This is a genomic window from Pseudomonas sp. LB3P81, from assembly GCF_054897965.1.
In genome coordinates, this window is the sequence record NZ_JBUBVG010000001.1 from 4322823 (window position 1) to 4341931 (window position 19109).

Genomic DNA, 19109 nt, shown 5'->3' on the forward strand with positions numbered 1-19109 from the left:
CTGTTTGTTTTTCGGGGCTTGTCGTTTATACCGTTGTGTCGAGATTCAGGTGCAGGTTGTCGATCAACCGCGTGGTGCCGAGGAACGCCGCCACCAGAATCACCAGGTCCCGATCTTCCGCCGTTGCAGGACGCAACGTCAGCGCATGGCGGATTTCCAGGTAATCGGTGCGTAAGCCTGCGGCTTCGAGTTGCTGCTGTTGTGCCGCGATCAGCGTCGGGTAATCGCGACCACCTTGTTTAATGGATTCGGCAATCGACGACAGTGTGCGATAAACAACTGGCGCAACCGCCCGCTGTTCTTCGCTGAGAAACCCATTGCGCGACGACAGCGCCAGACCATCGGCCGCGCGGACCGTCGGTTCGCCGATGATCTGGATCGGCATGTTCAGGTCATGCACCAGCGCGCGAATCACCGCCAGTTGCTGGAAGTCTTTCTGGCCAAAGATCGCCAGATCCGGCTGAACCATGTTGAAGAGTTTGTTGACCACTGTCGCCACACCTTCGAAGTGCCCCGGACGGCTGGCACCGCACAGGCCTTCGGACAGTTGCGGAACGCTGACGCGGGTCTGGCCGGCCATGCCGTCGGGGTACATTTCTTCAGCGGTCGGCGCGAACAGCAAGTGGCAACCGCCCTGGAGCAGTTTTTCCTGGTCGGCCGCGAGGGTGCGCGGGTACTTGTCGAGGTCTTCGCCGGCGCCGAATTGCAGCGGATTGACGAAAATGCTCGCGACCACGAAATCCGCCCGTTGGCTGGCTTTGGTAATCAGTGCGATGTGACCGCTGTGCAGGTTGCCCATGGTCGGCACGAAAGCAATGCGCTTGCCTTCGCTGCGGGCGCGGGCCACGGCGGCCCGCAGTTCGCGTACGGTTTTTACGGTGTTCATGCAGAGAATCCGTGTTCGATACCAGGGAAAGTGACTGCTTTGACTTCGGAAACATAAGCGCCAAGTGCCGCTTGAATGTTTTGTTGTCCGGTCATGAAGTTCTTCACGAACTTCGGTACCCGGCCTGTGATCGACAGGCCCAGCATGTCGTGCAGCACCAGCACCTGGCCGTCGGTGCCGCTGCCGGCGCCGATACCGATCACCGGGATCTTCACGGCCTGGGTGATTTCTTCGGCCAGCTCACTCGGCACGCACTCGAGCAACAGCATCGCCGCGCCCGCCTGTTCGAGGGAGATCGCATCGGCACGCATCTGCCGCGCCTGGTTTTCATTGCGTCCCTGGACTTTGTAACCGCCGAGGATATTCACCGACTGCGGCGTCAGCCCCATGTGCGCACACACCGGGATGCCGCGCTCGGCCAGCAGACGGATCGAGTCCGCCAGCCAAAGTGCGCCTTCGACCTTGACCATGTGCGCACCGGCCTGCATCAACAGGGCGCTGTTGCTCATGGTTTGTTCGATTGTGGCGTAGGCCATGAAAGGCAGGTCGGCGAGGATCAACGCGTCGCTGTTACCGCGTTTGACGGACGCGACGTGGTAAGCCATTTCGGCGGTGGTCACCGGCAGGGTGCTGTCGTGACCTTGCAGAACCATGCCGAGGGAGTCGCCCACCAGCAGCACTTCGACGCCAGCCTCATTGCAGGCGTGGGCGAAGGTCGCGTCATAGCAGGTCAGCATGGTGATTTTTTCACCTTTTTGCTTGAGACCTTGCAGAGTGGTCAGGGTGATGGCTGGCATGAAAAGATCCTCATTCAGGCGCTGTGGAAACTACTGCGAGTAACGCGCGTGATTCTTCGTTAAATACAGGCGCACGGTCTGTTGTCGTGCTTTTAAGGCCTGGATTGCGCCCTTCAACGCCGGGTTGGCGGCAGCGGGACGCCTATAGTCGTGAGGAGAACTCGGGAAGTCAATTGCGTGTGTTACCGCGTTGTTACGTCGACGGTGTTACCGGGGTTACTGATGCGATTCAGCAGCCGCAGATCTTGTACACGACACAAAACCAATGTGGGAGCGGCGGTGCGACGATTCGACTTGCTCGCGAATGCGGTATATCAGTCAAAATTTATGTCGACTGACACAATGTATTCGCGAGCAAGCCCGCTCCCACAGGGGGTTTTATCAATTTGTAGTGAATCGTTCCAGGCCGACGAACGGGCAGGCCGCGAGCAGTTCGGCCAAGGTACGGCCATCCGCCAAACGCAAATCCGCAGGCGCCAACTCGGCCAGCGGGTACAGAACGAACGCGCGTTCCTGCATATGGTAATGAGGGACTTTGAGACGGGGTTCGTCGATCAAGCGATCGCCAAACAACACGATGTCGAGATCCAGCGTGCGCGGCCCCCAACGCTCAAGGCGTTCACGACCCTGTCCGTTCTCGATGGCTTGCAACGCATCGAGCAGGTCCAGCGGCGGGAGCGTGCTGTCGAGGGCGGCAACTGCGTTGGTGTAACGCGGTTGGCCAGGCAGCAGCGAATCACTCTGATAAAACGCGGAAACCCCGACCAGTTCGGTCTGCGGCAATCGCGCCAGCGCATCGACAGCGCTGCGCAGTTGTTCGGCGGGGTCAGCCAGATTGCTGCCCATGCCGATGTAGATGCGTTCCATGCTTACTCGCCCGTGGTGCTCGGTGCACCGGCCGCGCGTTTGCGCTTGGCGCCACCGCTGCGGCGACGTTTGCGTGGCGCACCGGCGCCGTCGTCCTTGCCGCTGAGGTCGCGGATCATGTCACGACGTTCGCTTTCGTTGGCGTCCTGATAATCCGTCCACCATTCGCCCAGGCCATCGGTCTGCTCGCCGGCGCTTTCGCGCAGCAGCAGGAAGTCGTAACCGGCGCGGAACCGCGGGTTGTCCAGCAACAGGTCGGCGCGTTTGCCGCTGCGGCGCGGCAGACGTTCCTGCATGTCCCAGATTTCGCGAATCGGCATGGTGAAGCGTTTTGGAATCGCGATCCGCTGGCACTGTTCGGCAATCAGTTCGTGCGCCGCTTCCTGCATCGCCGGGATCGGCGGCATGCCACGTTCCTGCAAGCGCAGCACGCGGGCAGGCAGGGCAGGCCAGAGCAGGGCCGCAAACAGGAATGCCGGGGTCACCGGTTTGTTCTGCTTGATTCGCAGGTCGGTGTTGATCAGCGCTTCGCTGATGAGGGTGTGGGTGTACGTCGGGTTGTATTCCAGCGCCTCGGCACTGGCCGGGAACAGCGGATCGAACAACTGCAAGTCGACCAGCATCTCGAAAGTGTCCGCGGCATGGCCGGAGAGGAACAGCTTGAGCACTTCTTCGAACAGCCGGGCCGACGGGATCTCGCGCAGCATCGGTGCCAGGTCGCGGATCGGCAGGGCGCTGTGTTTTTCGATGCCGAAATTCAGCTTGGCGGCGAAACGCACGGCCCGCAGCATCCGCACCGGGTCTTCCTGGTAGCGTTGCTTCGGGTCGCCAATCAGGCGGATCAGGTGATTGCGAATGTCGTGGACGCCGTTGGCGTAATCGAGAATGCGTTCGCTGACCGGATCGTAATACAAGGCATTGATGGTGAAGTCGCGACGTTGCGCGTCTTCTTCCAGCGTGCCGTAAACGTTATCGCGCAGAATGCGCCCGCTCTCGTTGCGGGAAGACTGGTTGCTGTCTTCCTCTTCGTCGTTTTGCGGGTGATTGGCGCGGAACGTCGCGACTTCGATGATTTCGCGGCCAAAGTGGATATGCACCAGTTTGAAACGACGACCGATGATCCGCGCATTGCGGAATTCGGCGCGAACCTGTTCAGGGGTGGCGCTGGTGGCAACGTCGAAATCTTTTGGCGTGATGCCGAGCATCATGTCACGCACACAACCGCCGACCAGATATGCCTGGTAGCCGGCGTTCTGCAGGCGTTCGACGATATTCACCGCGTAACGGCTGAATTGTGCCTTTTGCAGCGAATGTTGGCCGCTGTTAAGCACTTCAGGCGTGCTGCGGATGTGTTGCGTATGACGCTTGGGAGAACGGAATGACTGGAACAGCTTCTTCAGCATGGGATGCACTGTATGAAGGAATGTTCGGCCATAACGAAGAATGACCGCATGATGGGCGGGGATTCTAGCATTTAGTCGGGGGATGGTGTAGGACGCAGCAAATTTGAGCTGTAGGCGGGAAACTGTAGGAGCGAGCTTGCTCCGGGCGGCGTTCCGACGAAGGTCGTTAACGATAACGCGTCAAACCAGGTACACAGCGGTGTCCTTGCGTTTTTCGCGAGCGAGCTCGCTCCTACAGCCTACAGCGAGCAATCCAAATCGCAGAAACTACAAGGGGAGCCGAAGCTCCCCAAGAAGTAGTTGCATGTTCTATTTTTGTTATTGGTTTCGGGCTTCTTGTTTTTGTTGAGTGCCCGCGTCATGAAGTTTTCCTTCATGACCCTCCCAATCGGGAGCCAAGAGCAAACGGATTGCTTTGGTCGCTGTGCTGCAGTGATCTTGCGATCCAACCAGTTCAGGCTCTGTCTCAAGACAGTTTTTGTTGTTCTCGGCCTGGTCGTGGGGCGAACCCCAAATACAACGCCTCTCCAAAAGAATCAGTTAGCTGCGCCTCTCGCCGTCTTGTTTTTATTGTGCGTGAGTCGATTCGTCTTATTTTTATTGTCTTGTGCATTGCTTGTTATTGTTCTTGTACCAAACATATAGCAGGGTGCGTGCCAACTTTTGCGATGCCCAGCAAAACAAGGGGTTTCGCCGTCTGATGGGGTTGTTCGAGGCCAAAAAAAACCGGGGCTTCGTTACCGTAAGCCCCGGCTTCTGTTACGTACAAAAAATCAGGTAACAGTTTTTTCATAAAGTCATGTGTTACCCGCGCACCGTACAGGTGACGTTCAGCTTTCGCTGGCCACCCCGGTCTTGCGTCGCGGGATACCCAGGCGCTGCCGGCGCTCCCACAGGCATTTACGGCTGACCCCGAGTTTGCGTGCCAGCTCGGTTTCGGTCATGTGGTCCTGATGCTCGAGAACGAAGTGCTGGAAGTAGTCTTCCAGTGACAGGTCCTCGGTCGGCTCATGATTGTTGTTGCCGGCGCCGTTGCCCTGTTGCGGAGGCAGGCCGATGAACTCGTCGTCTTGAAGGTCGCTCAGCTCGATGTCGATGCCGAGCAGCTCGGCGGAAATCTCCGGGCTTTCGCACAGGATGACTGCACGCTCGACTGCGTTTTCCAGTTCGCGCACGTTGCCCGGCCAGGAGTAGTGACGAATCGCTTGCTCGGCGTCCGGGGCGAACTTCAGGTCGGTGCGGTTGACCCGCGCGCTCTGCCGCGCCAGGAAGGCATTGGCGATTTCGTTGACGTCGGCACCGCGTTCGCGCAGGGCCGGCAGTTTCAGGGCGATTACGTGGAGGCGGTAATACAAGTCTTCACGGAACTGGCCGATCTTCGCCAGGCTCTTGAGGTCCCGGTGAGTCGCGGCGATCAAACGCACATCGACCTTCTGCGACTGGACCGAACCCACCCGGCGAATTTCGCCTTCCTGCAACACGCGCAGCAAGCGAGCCTGGGCTTCCAGCGGCAGTTCGCCGATCTCGTCGAGGAACAAGGTGCCGCCGTCCGCCGCTTCCACCAGACCGGCACGGCCGGCGCTGGCGCCAGTGAACGCACCTTTTTCATGGCCGAACAGTTCGGACTCGATCAGGCTTTCCGGAATCGCCGCGCAGTTCACCGAAATCATCGGTGCCTTGGCGCGTCTGGACAGGTTGTGCAGAGCGCGGGCCACCAGTTCTTTGCCGGTGCCGGATTCGCCCTGGATCAGGACATTGGAATCGGTCGGCGCGACTTTGCGGATCTTGCTGTACAGATCCTGCATCGGCGGGCAGGAGCCGATGATGCCGATTTCGCCGTTGCTGTTGTCGATACCCGGTTTCGCCGCGCCATTGGCGGCTTTGCCGACGGCAGGTTCACCGCTGGCCTGCACCGATTGCCGGTCACGCAGGATGCGCGCGACGGCCTGCAGCATTTCGTCGTGGTCGAAAGGTTTGGCGATGTAATCCACCGCGCCCATCTTCATCGAGTCGACCGCCGAACGCAGGCTGGCGTAGCTGGTCATGATCAGCACCGGCGTGCCCTGGCCGAGTTTGATCAACTCGGTGCCCGGCGCGCCAGGCAGGCGCAGGTCACTGACGATCAGGTCGAACGTGGGAATGGTGAAGCGTTCTTGTGCTTCCTGCACTGAACCGGCTTCGCTGACCTGGTACTGGTTACGTTCCAGCAGGCGGCGCAAGGCGGAGCGGATAATTGTTTCGTCTTCGACGATCAAAATGTGCGGCATTGATTCGATACTCTCGACGGTCTCAGTTCACAGCGGACGTCGCTTCGACATGACGCGGCAAGGTCACCCGGATACGGGTGCCGCGTTGGCTTTGAACATCAGCCGGGCTGTCGATGGTGATTTGTCCATAATGCTCTTCAACGATGGAATAGACCAGTGCAAGGCCCAGACCGGTGCCTTCGCCAGGATCCTTGGTGGTGAAGAAAGGTTCGAACAATCTATCCATGATGTTCTTCGGAATACCGCTGCCTTCGTCTTCCACGATCAGGTCGACCGTGTGTTCGCCGGCTTCGCTTTTGACCCGCACCGCGCTGCCGGGAGGCGAGGCGTCACGGGCGTTTGAGAGCAGATTGATCAGTACCTGGGCAAGGCGCTGCGGATCGCCTTCGACCCAGTGCTCGGGGTCGCACAGGTTGTAGAACTGCACTTCGAAATTGCGCCGGTTCAGGGCCAGCAAACCGATGGCATCCTGGGCCACTTCGGCCAGACAGACGGGCTCGTCGCTGTGCTGATGACTGCCGGCATGGGCAAAACTCATCAACGACTGAACGATGCGCGACACGCGTTTGGTCTGCTCCAGGATCTGCCCGCTGATCTCCTTCAGCTCGCCATCGTCTTCACGTTCTTCGCGCAGGTTCTGCGCCAGACACGCGATGCCGGTAATCGGGTTGCCGATTTCATGGGCCACGCCGGCGGCCAGTCGACCAATGCTGGCCAAGCGCTCGGAGTGCACCAGCTTGTCTTCGAGCATCTGGGTTTCGGTCAGGTCTTCCACCAGCAATACCAGGCCACTGTTGCCCGGTGCGAGCGGTTCGTCGATCGCCGCTTTGTGCAGGTTCAGCCAGCGAGTCTGACCATCGAGGGCCAGATGCTGCTTGTGCAAATGCTCGTCCGGCAGATTGATGAAGCCTCGCAGCAGTTCTTTCCACGGATCGGCGATGGTGCTCAGGCGCGAACCGACCACGCGCTGCGCGGCAATCCCGGTCAGCTCCTCCATGGCTTTGTTCCACATGAGGATTTCCTGATCCTTGGCCAGCGAGCAGACGCCCATGGGCAATTCCTGCAGAGTCTGGCGATGGTAGCGGCGCAGGGCATCGAGTTCAGCGGCCAGGCCGGTCAGGCGCGAGTGGTAATCCTCGAGGCGGCTTTCGATGAAGTGAATGTCCTCGGTGACGTAGTTTTCGCCGCCGGCCTTGTAAGGCAGGAAGGTTTCAACCATGTCCTGCGCCACGCTAGGCCCCATCAGGCCGGAGAGGTTGGCTTCGATCCGGTCACGCAGACGGCGCAAGGCATAAGGCCGGCGCTCGTCAAACGGCAGATAGAGATCGCGTAGCGCTTGTTCGACTTCTTTCTGCGCAGCCTTGGCGCCCAAGGGTTTGGCCAGTTGCGTGGCGAATTCCTGCGGCGAAGCGGCGTGCAGTTCGCGGCGTTGCGGACGGCGCACGTTGTCCACGGCGCAGGCTTCGGCGGCGCTGGCCTCTTCGGGACTGGCGTTGGTAAACAGCGAGATCAGGGTGAACATCAGCACGTTGGCGGCCAGCGAAGCGATCGCGGCCATGTGCCAACTGGTGTCGTCCAGCACGTAGATCATGTTCAGCAGCGGAATGTAGAACCCCTGCAGATTGCCGACCAGCGGCAACAGCATGGTCACCAGCCACACCAGAATCCCCGCCAGCAAACCGGCGATGAAGCCGCGACGGTTGGCGGTCGGCCAATAAAGAACGGACAGCACACCCGGCAGGAACTGCAATGTCGCCACAAACGCGACGATGCCGAGGTTGGCCAGGTCCTGTTCGGTGCCCAGCAGCAAGTAGAAACCGTAACCGGCCATGATGATCGCGACGATCAGCGCCCGGCGCGTCCATTTCAGCCAGCGATAGATGTTGCCTTCGGCTGGCGGCTGATAAAGCGGCAGCACCAGGTGGTTCAGCGCCATCCCGGACAGTGCGAGGGTGGTGACGATAATCAGCCCGCTGGCTGCCGATAATCCACCGACATAGGCCAGTAGCGCCAACGCCTTGCTGTTGGCGGCAATGCCGATGCCCAGCGTGAAGTATTCCGGGTTGGTGGTGGCGCCGAGTTTCAGCCCGGCCCAGAGAATCAGCGGTACGGCCAGACTCATCAGCAGCAGGAACAGCGGCAAGCCCCAGCTCGCGCTGACCAGCGAGCGCGGGTTGAGGTTTTCGGTAAACGTCATGTGATACATGTGCGGCATCACGATCGCCGACGCGAAGAACACCAGCAACAGCGTGCGCCACGGGCCTTCTTGCAATGGCGTGTGCAAAGCGGCGAGGGCGGTCTGGTTTTGCAGCAGCCACAGTTCCAGATGTTGCGGACCGTCGAATACGCCATACAACGCATAGAGGCCAACGCCGCCAAGCGCGATCAGCTTGATCACCGACTCAAACGCAATCGCGAATACCAGGCCTTCATGTTTCTCGCGGGTGGCGATGTGGCGCGAGCCGAAGAAAATGGTGAACAACGTAATCAGGGCACAGAAGCTCAGGGCTACACGATGTTGCACGGGCTCGCGGGTGAGGATGCCGATGGAGTCGGCCACCGCCTGAATCTGCAACGCCAGCAACGGCAGTACGCCGATCAGCATGAAAATCGTGGTCAGTGCGCCAGCCCAGGTGCTGCGGAAACGGAACGCGAACAGGTCGGCCAGCGACGACAATTGATACGTGCGGGTGATTTTCAGGATCGGGTACAGCAACACCGGCGCCAGCAGGAATGCGCCGGAAACCCCGAGGTAGCTGGAGAGAAAACCATAGCCGTACTGATAGGCCAGACCCACGGTGCCATAAAACGCCCAAGCACTGGCGTAAACACCCAGCGACAGGGTGTACGTCAGCGGGTGGCGAATGATCGCCCGGGGGATCATGCCCCGTTCGCTGATCCAGGCCACGCCGAACAGTACCGCCAGGTAGGCGGCGCTGATCAGGATCATCTGGGTCAGGCTAAAGCTCATCGGCATCTTTTTGGCTCTGCAGGATGAAGGTCACGACGATCAGAATCAGCCAGAGCAGATAAGGGCGATACCAGGCGCCAGTGGCGTCGATCCACCAATCCATGATGGCCGGGGAGAACAGATAAATCCCCACTACCAGGAGCAGGACCAAGCGATAGATGTACATCCCGGCCTCTCTTTTTTATGCGCGTGCCCGAAAACGTGCGGCGATGGTAACGGATGGGCGCGCCACTGCAAGTGTGATCACTGTAGTTGCGCTTCGGGCAGGTTGAGTGTGCGCGGGATCTTGAGTGCATCCCAGTGGACGATTCCCCAGTTCAGCACTTCACGTGGGGTGGCATACGCCAGTTCGGCGCCCGGATTCTGCCCGAGTGCGCGCAATGCACGCAGTAACAAAGGCGTGGCCTGATCTGCGGTCAGCGGCGGAGAACGGTAGGTTTTGCCAAGCTTGTTGCCGTCAGGCTGGGTAATCAGCGGGATGTGCAGGTAACGCGGTTGCGAGAAACCCAGCAGTTCTTGCAGATAGAGCTGACGTGGCGTGGAGTCGAGCAAGTCCGCGCCACGGACGATGTCGGTAATGCCCTGCCAGGCGTCATCGAGCACCACGGCCAGTTGATAGGCGTAGAGCCCGTCGCGGCGGCGGATGACGAAATCGCCAACATCACGACCCAGGTGTTGCCGGTACTCACCTTGCACCCGGTCGATGAAGTGGTATTCCAGCTCGGGGACGCGCAGGCGAATCGCGGCGTCTTCAGTGCCATGGCCGGCATTGCGGCACAGGCCCGGATAAATGCCGTGCCAGGGCTCAAGCTGTTTTCGCGAACAGGTGCAGGCGTAGGCCAGGCCGTGGTTGAACAGGCGATTGAGCACTTCGGCGTAGGCATCGTGCCGGTCGCTCTGTCGGACCATTTCGCCGTCCCACTCGAAACCGTAGCTTTCCAGTGCCTTGAGAATGGCCGCTTGCGCACCGGGTTCTTCCCGTGGCGGATCGAGGTCTTCCATGCGCATCAGCCAGCGACCGCCCACCGCGCGCGCGTCGAGGTACGAGGCCAGCGCTGCGACCAGTGAACCGAAATGCAGATGGCCGCTGGGCGTGGGGGCGAAGCGTCCGATGTAGGTGGGGGTGGCGGTGACGGTCATAAGGGCGATGCTACTTTGTCGGGTCGTGCGGCGGCCACCCTGTGGGAGCGGGCTTGCTCGCGAAAGCGGTGTGTCAGCCAACACTAATGTTGAAACTGCCGGCCCCTTCGCGAGCAAGTCGAATCGTCGCACCGCCGCTCCCACAGGTTTTGTGTCGGGGGGGAATTGCGGAAACAAAAACGGAGCGTTCGCACGCTCCGTTCTTCGTTCAAGTCGAGATTACTTGCCGACTTGCTTTTCCTTGATTTCCGCCAGGGTCTTGCAGTCAACGCACATGTCGGCGGTAGGACGGGCTTCCAGTCGCTTGACGCCGATTTCGACGCCGCAGGACTCGCACCAGCCATATTCTTCGTCTTCGATCAGTTGCAGCGTCTTGTCGATCTTCTTGATCAACTTGCGCTCACGGTCGCGGGCACGCAATTCAAGGCTGAATTCTTCTTCCTGGCTGGCACGGTCTGCCGGGTCAGGGAAGTTGGCCGCTTCGTCCTTCATGTGATCAACCGTGCGGTCGACCTCCTGCATCAAGTCCTGTTTCCACTTGTTCAGGATCTTGGTGAAGTGAGCGCGCATGGGTTTGCCCATGTACTCCTCGCCCTTAACTTCTTTGTAGGGTTCGAAGCCGCTGATCGACTGGTTTTGCTGCTTTGCTTGGGTGGACATGAAATAGACCGCCTCTACTCTTGTAATCCATTGCGCAGGATTGCTCCATCACCGACACCTGCCGGCCCTGCGGCTGCAAGCGGGCGAACTTACCAGATCAAATCGGACCGCGCTACTCCTGGATGTCGAGGTAGTGGCCCGCTGGGCTTGCAAATGATTGCAAAGCCTTGTCTGGTGGTGCTGGAGACCTGATCAATTAATGATTTTAGTCAAACCTTGCGCACTCGCATGAGTCGTTTGTGGCCAGGGTCATAACGCGTCTGACCGCTTTAGGTTCTCGCTCGTTCCTGCGCTTGGGTAGAATCGGTTTTTTTACCCTGTTGAAGGAAGGCTAATGGCTCAGTCCTACAGTGCCCGCAGTCGCGCGATCGAACCGTTCCATGTCATGGCGCTGCTGGCGCGGGCCAATGAACTGCAAGCCGCCGGCCACGACGTGATCCACCTGGAAATCGGCGAGCCGGACTTCACCACCGCCGAGCCGATCATCCGGGCCGGCCAAGCCGCATTGACGGCGGGGAAGACCCGTTATACCGCCGCCCGCGGCATCCCCGAGCTGCGAGAGGCGATTTCAAACTTCTATCAACAACGTTACGGTTTGAGCATCGACCCACAGCGAATCCTCATCACGCCCGGCGGTTCCGGCGCGTTGCTGCTGGCCAGCGCCTTGCTGGTGGATCCGGGCAAACACTGGCTGCTGGCGGACCCGGGTTACCCGTGCAACCGACATTTCCTGCGGTTGGTGGAAGGTGCGGCGCAGCTTGTTCCTGTGGGGCCGGACGTGCGTTATCAGCTGACACCGGACTTGATCGACCGTCACTGGGATCAGGACAGCGTTGGCGCGCTGGTGGCATCGCCGGCCAACCCGACCGGGACCATCCTGACCCGCGACGAGCTGGCGGGGCTGTCGACCGCGATCAAGGCACGCCACGGTCATCTGGTGGTGGACGAGATCTATCACGGCCTGACCTACGGCACCGATGCCGCCAGCGTGCTGGAAGTCGATGACAACGCCTTCGTGCTGAATAGTTTTTCAAAATATTTCGGCATGACCGGCTGGCGACTCGGCTGGCTGGTGGCGCCGGAAGCGGCGGTCGGTGAGCTGGAAAAGCTCGCGCAGAACCTCTACATCAGTGCTCCGAGCATGGCCCAGCACGCGGCGCTGGCCTGCTTCGAACCCGCGACCATCGCCATTCTGGAAGAGCGTCGCGCCGAATTCGGCCGTCGCCGCGATTTCCTCTTGCCCGCCTTGCGAGAGTTGGGCTTCGGCATCGCCGTGGAGCCGGAAGGTGCGTTCTACTTGTACGCCGATATCAGCCAGTTCGGCGGCGATGCCTTCGCGTTCTGCCGACACTTCCTCGAAACCGAGCATGTGGCGATCACGCCGGGGCTCGACTTCGGGCGTTACCAGGCCGGCCATCACGTTCGGTTTGCCTACACCCAAAGTCTTCCGCGCCTGCAGGAAGCGGTTGAGCGCATTGCTCGCGGCTTGAAGAGCTGGCAAGGCTGATGCGCTTTCATCCTCCCCTTGAAGAAGGTCGCCTGATTCGACGTTACAAGCGTTTTCTCGCCGATATCGAAACCGTTCGCGGCGAGTTGTTGACCATTCACTGCCCGAACACCGGCTCGATGCTCAATTGTCAGGTTGAGGGCGGGCAGGTCTGGTTCAGTCGCTCCAATGATCCCAAGCGCAAGTTGCCGGGCACCTGGGAAGTCGGCGAAACCCCTCAGGGCCGGCTGTTTTGCGTGAACACCGACCGAGCGAACGGTTTGATCGAAGAAGCGCTCAGGGCTGGCGTCATCACCGAACTCAACGGCTTCACCGAGCTGAAGCGTGAAGTGGCCTACGGTCAGGAAAGCAGCCGCATCGACTTTCGTCTCGATTACCCGAGCGGGCCGGCGTATGTGGAAGTCAAAAGCGTCACGCTGGGATTCGATGGCTCAGCAGTCGCGGCGTTTCCCGATGCGGTCACCCAGCGTGGCGCCAAGCATTTACGGGAATTGGCTCATCTGGCCCGGGACGGGATTCGCGCGGTGCAGTTGTATTGCGTGAATCTCACCGGCATCGATGCCGTGCGTCCTGCAGAGGAAATCGATTCGGCCTACACGGCCGCTTTGCGAGAAGCGGTGGCGTGCGGGGTCGAGGTGTTGGCTTACGGCGTGCGGTTGACCCATGAGGAAATGGTGGTCGACCGGCGTCTGGAGGTGGTGCTCGGCGGTTAAAGGCTGATCCAGATTCCTTGATCGTCTTCGCGACTTTCGACGGTGGTCAGGGATTGCCCGGCGCATGGGCCGGCGACGCACTCGCCGTCTTCGATCAAGAACAATGCGCCGTGAGTGGCGCACTGGATCAGGCTGTTGCTGGGGTCGAGAAACTGGTCGGGTGTCCATTCCAGCCCGACGCCACGGTGCGGGCAGCGGTTGATGTAGACGTAGACCTGACCGGCCCGGCGCACGGCAAAGAGCTTCTGGCCGTCGAGGTCGAAACCGCGACTGCCGGATTCGGCCAGCTCAGAGCCTGCGCAAAGAAACTTCATGTCTATCCTCAATCCGGTAGCTCGTGACCGGATATGTCCGAGCTTGACGTGCAAATGCAAACAATTATCAAATGGCCACCTTGCCCGTCGGGTGCAGGTGCCGGACGCCGAGGATACTTGGCCTGTCACTTCAATGCCTGGGAAAACTTTAAAGGAAGCTGTTTATGCGCCTGAGTAACCGCGTTGCCGCGCTGTGTGTCGGACTCTTCGTCAGCCACCACGCCGCGGCGACCGAGTTGCCACAACGCTGGGTCAGCGCCGGTGGCGCCTTGTCGGAGTGGGTCAGTGCGCTGGGCGGTGAATCGAAACTCGTGGGTGTCGATACCACCAGCCAGCATCCTGAATCCCTCAAGGCGTTGCCCAGCATCGGCTATCAACGGCAACTGTCGGCAGAAGGCATCCTGAGCTTACGCCCGCAAATTCTGGTCGGCACCGAAGAAATGGGGCCGCCACCGGTGCTGTCGCAGATTCGCACGGCGGGCGTGCAAGTCGAACTGTTCTCGGCCCAGCCGAATCTGCCGACGTTGCAGGGTAACTTGCAGCATTTGGGCAAGTTGCTCGGCGCTGAGGACCGGGCTGCGCAATTGTTCCAGGCTTATCAACAGCAACTCGATCAGCAAAAGGTTCGGGTCACCAAGGCACAACTGACGCAACAATCACCGGGCGTGTTAGTGCTGTTGGGTCACGCGGGCGGCAAGCCGCTCATCGCCGGGAAGGACACCGCTGCCGATTGGCTGATCCAGAGAGCCGGCGGGCACAATCTGGCGACACACACCGGTTACAAACCTTTTTCCAATGAATCCTTGATCAGTCTGGACCCTGAAGTGCTGGTGTTTGCCGACCGCGCACTGACCGGCGAAGCGGCGCGCGCGGCGTTGTTCAAGGAAAACCCGATTCTGTCCTCGACCCGCGCCGCCAGGGACGGGCGCGTCATGGAGCTTGATCCGACGCTGCTGGTGGGCGGGCTCGGCCCGCGGTTGCCCGATGCGTTGAAAAAAATCAGCGACGGTTTCTACCCCGGCACTGCCGCCCAATGACAATCCTGGTAAAACCCCGCGTATTGTTCATAGGTCTGGGCCTCCTGTGTTTGTTGGCGATCTGGCTGTCATTGGCGTTGGGGCCGGTGAACCTGCCGTTGCTCGATACCTTGCGTGCGGCGCTACGCATGATCGGCTTGCCCATTGGGCCTGACGGGCTGGAGCAGGCCGAACTGATCCTCGGACAAATTCGCCTGCCGCGTACCTTGCTGGGGTTGGCGGTGGGCGGTGTGCTGGCGCTGTCGGGCGTGGCGATGCAGGGGTTGTTCCGCAACCCGCTGGCCGATCCGGGGCTGGTGGGCGTTTCCGGTGGGGCGGCATTAGGCGCGGCGATTGCGATTGTCGGCGGTTCGGTGTTCGGTGGACTTCCTGAATCCCTCGGTCCGTATCTGTTATCGCTGTGCGCGTTTCTGGGTGGTCTCGGTGTGACAGCATTGGTCTATCGACTGGGTCGGCGTAATGGGCAAACCGATGTCGCGACCATGCTATTGGCGGGTCTCGCATTGACGGCGCTGGCCGGCTCGGTGGTGGGGCTGTTTACCTACCTGGCAGATGACACGACTCTGCGAACGCTGACCTTCTGGAACCTGGGCAGTCTGAACGGTGCCAGTTATTCGCGACTCTGGCCGTTGCTGTTGATCAGTGCCGGCGTGGCGCTGTGGTTACCGCGTCGGGCCAAGGCCTTGAATGCGTTGTTGTTGGGAGAGTCGGAGGCGGGTCACTTGGGCATCGACGTCGAAAAGCTCAAGCGCGAACTGGTGTTTTGCACGGCGTTGGGCGTCGGCGCGGCAGTGGCGGCAGCGGGGATGATCGGTTTTGTCGGCCTGGTGGTGCCGCATCTGGTGCGTCTGTTGGCCGGTCCGGATCATCGGGTGCTGCTGCCGGCGTCGGTGCTGGCGGGCGCCAGTCTCCTGTTGTTCGCCGATCTGGTCGCGCGACTGGCCTTGGCGCCGGCGGAACTGCCGATCGGAATCGTCACCGCGATGATCGGTGCGCCGGTCTTTCTTTATCTACTGCTGCGAGGGCGTGCCTGATGTTGCGAACGCAAAATCTGCACATCCGCCGGGGCCGCAAGATCGTCTTGATGGATGTCACGCTTGAACTCAAACCGGGGGAAGTCCTCGGCGTGCTGGGACCTAACGGTGCGGGAAAAAGCACGCTGCTGGGTGCCTTGTGCGGCGAGTTGCACGCTGATCACGCCAGCGTATGGCTCGATGACCGCGAGTTGCGTGACTGGACCGGTGCGCAGCGAGCCCAGCGTCTGGCGGTATTGCCGCAAGTCTCGACCCTGGACTTCGCTTTTCGCGTCGAAGAAGTTGTAGGCATGGGACGCTTGCCGCATCAGACCGGCCGGGTCCGGGATGATGAAATCGTCGCCGCCGCATTGCAGGCCGCCGATGCCGGGCATCTGAGTGGTCGCAGCTATCTGGCGTTGTCCGGTGGCGAACGGCAGCGGGTGCATCTGGCGCGGGTGCTGGCGCAGCTCTGGCCGGGCGAAGCGGGGCAAACGCTGTTGCTCGATGAGCCGACCTCGATGCTCGACCCGCTGCACCAGCACACCACCCTGCAAGCGGTGCGCGAATTCGCTGATCGCGGCGCGGCGGTGCTGGTGATCCTGCATGATCTGAACCTGGCGGCGCGCTATTGTGATCGCCTGTTACTGCTTGAAGGCGGGCGCCCGGTTGCGCTCGACACACCCGAGCAGGTGTTGCGCCCGGAACCGCTCAAGGCAGTATTCGGGCTGGAAGTGCTGGTGCAACAGCACCCGGAGCGCGGGCATCCGCTGATCATCGCCCGCTGAGTTTTGAAGGGGAGTGAGTGCATGCGCGTCATGCTGATTCTGGCTGTGCTGATGCTCAGTGCTTGCCAGCATATTTCGACGCCGCCACCGGTCGTCGGCGAGATTCGCGACGTGCGCAGCGGTCAGACATTGACGGCGCAGGAGTTGGTGCAGCGACTGGCCAAGCCTTCGCGATTGATCGTGGGTGAGCAGGATGACAATCGCGATCACCATGAACTGCAACGCTGGTTATTGCGGGTGCTGGGAGAGCAGCGCCCGCAAGGCAGTCTGCTGCTGGAAATGCTCACGCCGGATCAACAATTGCGCGTCGATGACGTTCGCCACACCTCGACGCTGCCCGCCGATCTGTCCGGTGCATTGGCCTGGGAGCCAGGCTGGGACTGGAATCTCTACGGCCCGGTTGTCCGTTTCGCCCTGTCCCAACCGTATCCACTGCTGGCCGCCAATCTGGACACCGTCGAGGTGCGTGCTTTCTACACCAGACCGCCGACATTGAGCGGCGCTCGCGCCAATGCCGCACCGGTCAAGGCTGAGTTGCTGGCCCAGATCAGCGATTCCCATTGCGGCCTGCTGCCCGCCTCGCAAATGCCGGCGATGCTCGCGGTGCAGCAACAACGCGATCGACGCATGGCCGAGCGGCTGCTGGCGGCACCGACTCCGTCGCTGCTGTTTGCCGGTGCTTATCACGCGCGCAAGGATGTGGGTGTGCCGATTCACGTACTTGATCTGGGGGCGCCCGAAGCACCCACGGTGTTGATGCTGGCGCAGCAGGGCAATGAGGTCACGGAGGCGATGGCCGATTACGTCTGGTACACCCCGGCCACACCGGCGCCGGACTACTGTGCAGAGATGCGAAAGCAGTTCGGCAAATGACAAAAGACTTTTCCACAGGCAAAAAAAGACCCGGCAAGAGCCGGGTCAAATAACCGTGATTAGCCTGATGAGGAGATATCTGAGAGTCCGAACCAAGGGCTTTTCAAATATCGACCAGTCTCGCGACCAGTTGTGATAATCATAGCGATTCTCATTACCAAGTCAACCGCAGATTCTTCATTTATTTGAAAGTCACCTGCCGGTTGCCGGAAAGCCCCGTATTCATTGGGTTTCAGTGTGTTCGCTTGAGCGAACTCAGCTGCATGATCTGCTTGTTCAGCAGGTCAATGCGTTGTGCCATGCTCTCGATCAGGCTGTGGGCGATCTTCGGATTGCTTCGGGTCAGGCTGAGAAACTGGTCTTTCGGAATCAGCATGACGGTGCTCGGTTCGCTGGCGATCACACTGGCGTTTCGCTTTTCGCCAGTGAACACCGCCATGGCGCCGAAGATCTCGTTTCTTGGGACATCACCGACTTTATGTCCGTCGACAAAGGCTTCGGCGTGCCCTTCGATGATGACGAACACATGATCGGCCTCATCGCCCTGATGGACCAGCAGGTCGCCTCGCGCCACGCGCTGAAAGCCGTTGGTGCTGAGAAACTCGGGTTGTTGGAGGCGAGCGATTGCGTCAGTCAACAGCGCGGTCTGGCCGGCCAGGTATTGCAGGAACAACTCCGAGCGTTCCGGGTCGGCGTAGATGTGCTGGAAAACTTCGGATCGCAGATAGGGCGTCAGTGCCAGTGGGCTATCCGAGCACAAGCGACAGCGCGGCAAATCGGCGTCTTGGCGCAAGCCGACCAGATCACCTTCATGCAGATAAAACAGTGGGCGTTCGTCGATACAGCCATGCAGCAGGCCGCTTTTCAGCGCAAACAGTTGATTGCCGGGCAATAAGGCGGTCAGGTTGTCGACCGCTGCCAATTCCAGCGCCGGGCCGCAAGGCGACAAATGCTCCAACAGTCGGGCGGGAATATTCTGCAATCGGTTGATCAATGCGTCGGCGTAGGCCGGTTGTTCCCCAAGTAAGTACATGACGGCTATACCCGTTCAATTCTTGTGGCGTGACGAGATAGCTTCCAGCTGTTTATTCAAAGCTTCCTTGCGCTCGGCAGGAATGTCGTTCCAGTGCACGTCCATCAAAGCGCCTTCGATCGCATACAACAACACTTTGGATGCCCGGAACCCACGTGTGCGCACGGCCCGATAAGCATCCACCGCCCCCAGGCGACGCAAGTCCGAGGCGTTGTGGATGCCCACGGCATGCAGCCACTGCGCCGACGTCTTGCCAAGATTCTTCAGGTGCTGCAGTTCATCATTCATCAAGCCTCCTTGCGACGGGCGAACGGTGCGTGGGCAAGCTTCTGAGAAGTGTAGCCATCAGTAGGAAAAGCGTGATTGTTTGGTCGGTTTCGGAGTAAATGCTTCTAAGAGGCAATGCAGTAGAGGAAGGCAACGCAAATAACTAATGTGGGAGCGCGTCGTGTCAGGGAGAGCGATGCGACGTTAGCGGGTGCGATAACGCAGGCGTGTACCGAAATTCATCGACATCAGGATTTCGTCGGCACTCAGTTCTGGCGGAAAGTAGGCGCCGGAGATCTGTGCGTGGGCCAGGCTTGCCCCTTCAAGATTGGAACGAGTGAAGTCGATACCGCGCAAGTCGGCAGAACGGAAATAGGCATTGGTAAAGTCGACGCCGTCAGCATTCAGCTCACGCAGGTCCAGGCCTCGGAAGTCACCACCGACCATGTCGATAGGTCCGTCTTTTGGACGTTCGTTGTTGAAACCTGTGATGTCGTCTTTGTGCAGCAAGGCATAAAGCGGGGTGTCGAGAAGTTTCGGCTGGCTCATGTCACATCACCTGTTGGTTTTATG

Annotated in this window: 19 protein-coding genes; 6 read left to right on the top strand and 13 right to left on the bottom strand. The window is 60.1% G+C overall.

Annotated features, from left to right (window positions below; translation table 11 throughout):
• Window positions 1-25 precede the first annotated feature (25 nt).
• From panC to dksA, 9 genes are all read right to left on the bottom strand, one after another.
• The gene (gene panC, locus ACYZTL_RS20010) at window positions 26-886 is read right to left on the bottom strand and encodes a pantoate--beta-alanine ligase (protein WP_461953206.1); all 861 of its coding nucleotides are present in this window, start codon (window positions 884-886) and stop codon (window positions 26-28) included.
• On the bottom strand, window positions 883-1683 hold the full coding sequence (panB, locus tag ACYZTL_RS20015; protein ID WP_461953207.1) for a 3-methyl-2-oxobutanoate hydroxymethyltransferase: 801 nt from the start codon (window positions 1681-1683) through the stop codon (window positions 883-885). Before panB ends, panC begins: the two co-directional genes overlap by 4 nt.
• Window positions 1684-2064: 381 nt before the next feature.
• Window positions 2065-2550 (bottom strand): 2-amino-4-hydroxy-6-hydroxymethyldihydropteridine diphosphokinase, encoded by a 486-nt coding sequence (gene folK, locus ACYZTL_RS20020; protein ID WP_461953208.1) that lies wholly within the window; start codon window positions 2548-2550, stop codon window positions 2065-2067.
• Window positions 2551-2552: 2 nt separating this feature from the next.
• Entirely contained in the window at window positions 2553-3953 is a 1401-nt protein-coding gene (locus tag ACYZTL_RS20025) for a polynucleotide adenylyltransferase PcnB (RefSeq protein WP_461953209.1), read from the bottom strand.
• Between the two features lie 830 nt (window positions 3954-4783).
• Window positions 4784-6220: a sigma-54-dependent transcriptional regulator gene (locus tag ACYZTL_RS20030; protein WP_461953210.1), complete on the bottom strand. Its 1437-nt coding sequence runs from the start codon at window positions 6218-6220 to the stop codon at window positions 4784-4786.
• A 22-nt stretch (window positions 6221-6242) separates the two neighbouring features.
• Window positions 6243-9197 carry a sensor histidine kinase gene (locus ACYZTL_RS20035; protein ID WP_461953211.1) on the bottom strand — a complete coding sequence of 985 codons (2955 nt, stop codon included), beginning with the start codon at window positions 9195-9197 and terminating at the stop codon, window positions 6243-6245.
• Window positions 9181-9357, bottom strand: a complete 177-nt coding sequence (locus ACYZTL_RS20040; RefSeq protein WP_003176118.1) for a hypothetical protein — start codon at window positions 9355-9357, stop codon at window positions 9181-9183. The genes ACYZTL_RS20035 and ACYZTL_RS20040 overlap by 17 nt, the downstream gene beginning before the upstream one ends.
• Window positions 9358-9434: 77 nt before the next feature.
• A complete protein-coding gene (gene gluQRS, locus ACYZTL_RS20045; RefSeq protein WP_461953212.1) occupies window positions 9435-10331 on the bottom strand; it encodes a tRNA glutamyl-Q(34) synthetase GluQRS in 897 nt (298 codons plus the stop codon).
• Window positions 10332-10550: 219 nt separating this feature from the next.
• Window positions 10551-10991, bottom strand: a complete 441-nt coding sequence (dksA, locus tag ACYZTL_RS20050; protein WP_090179905.1) for an RNA polymerase-binding protein DksA — start codon at window positions 10989-10991, stop codon at window positions 10551-10553.
• Window positions 10992-11325: 334 nt separating this feature from the next.
• On the opposite strand from dksA, the gene ACYZTL_RS20055 reads away from it, so the two are divergent.
• Window positions 11326-12498: a pyridoxal phosphate-dependent aminotransferase gene (locus ACYZTL_RS20055; protein ID WP_461953213.1), complete on the top strand. Its 1173-nt coding sequence runs from the start codon at window positions 11326-11328 to the stop codon at window positions 12496-12498.
• Window positions 12498-13211, top strand: a complete 714-nt coding sequence (gene sfsA, locus ACYZTL_RS20060; RefSeq protein ID WP_461953214.1) for a DNA/RNA nuclease SfsA — start codon at window positions 12498-12500, stop codon at window positions 13209-13211. The genes ACYZTL_RS20055 and sfsA overlap by 1 nt, the downstream gene beginning before the upstream one ends.
• Here the strand turns inward: sfsA and ACYZTL_RS20065 are convergent.
• On the bottom strand, window positions 13208-13525 hold the full coding sequence (locus ACYZTL_RS20065; protein WP_461953215.1) for a Rieske (2Fe-2S) protein: 318 nt from the start codon (window positions 13523-13525) through the stop codon (window positions 13208-13210). The two genes, sfsA and ACYZTL_RS20065, sit on opposite strands and share 4 nt — an antisense overlap.
• Window positions 13526-13689: 164 nt before the next feature.
• On the opposite strand from ACYZTL_RS20065, the gene ACYZTL_RS20070 reads away from it, so the two are divergent.
• From ACYZTL_RS20070 to ACYZTL_RS20085, 4 genes are read left to right on the top strand one after another with little or no spacing between them, the layout of a single operon-like run.
• Entirely contained in the window at window positions 13690-14562 is an 873-nt protein-coding gene (locus ACYZTL_RS20070) for a heme/hemin ABC transporter substrate-binding protein (protein WP_461953216.1), read from the top strand.
• A gap of 50 nt (window positions 14563-14612) precedes the next feature.
• Complete coding sequence (locus ACYZTL_RS20075) at window positions 14613-15596, top strand: FecCD family ABC transporter permease (RefSeq protein ID WP_461954342.1); 984 nt, start codon at window positions 14613-14615, stop codon at window positions 15594-15596.
• On the top strand, window positions 15596-16363 hold the full coding sequence (locus ACYZTL_RS20080; protein WP_461953217.1) for a heme ABC transporter ATP-binding protein: 768 nt from the start codon (window positions 15596-15598) through the stop codon (window positions 16361-16363). The genes ACYZTL_RS20075 and ACYZTL_RS20080 overlap by 1 nt, the downstream gene beginning before the upstream one ends.
• Before the next feature lie 21 nt (window positions 16364-16384).
• Window positions 16385-17236, top strand: coding sequence for a ChaN family lipoprotein (locus ACYZTL_RS20085; RefSeq protein WP_461953218.1), 852 nt, complete (start codon window positions 16385-16387; stop codon window positions 17234-17236).
• Between the two features lie 232 nt (window positions 17237-17468).
• On the opposite strand, the gene ACYZTL_RS20090 is transcribed toward ACYZTL_RS20085, so the two are convergent.
• From ACYZTL_RS20090 to ACYZTL_RS20100, 3 genes are all read right to left on the bottom strand, one after another.
• On the bottom strand, window positions 17469-18269 hold the full coding sequence (locus ACYZTL_RS20090) for a Crp/Fnr family transcriptional regulator (RefSeq protein ID WP_461953219.1): 801 nt from the start codon (window positions 18267-18269) through the stop codon (window positions 17469-17471).
• Window positions 18270-18284: 15 nt separating this feature from the next.
• The gene (locus tag ACYZTL_RS20095) at window positions 18285-18557 is read right to left on the bottom strand and encodes a TfoX/Sxy family protein (RefSeq protein WP_461953220.1); all 273 of its coding nucleotides are present in this window, start codon (window positions 18555-18557) and stop codon (window positions 18285-18287) included.
• A 183-nt stretch (window positions 18558-18740) separates the two neighbouring features.
• Window positions 18741-19085 (bottom strand): pentapeptide repeat-containing protein, encoded by a 345-nt coding sequence (locus ACYZTL_RS20100; protein WP_461953221.1) that lies wholly within the window; start codon window positions 19083-19085, stop codon window positions 18741-18743.
• Window positions 19086-19109 lie beyond the last annotated feature (24 nt).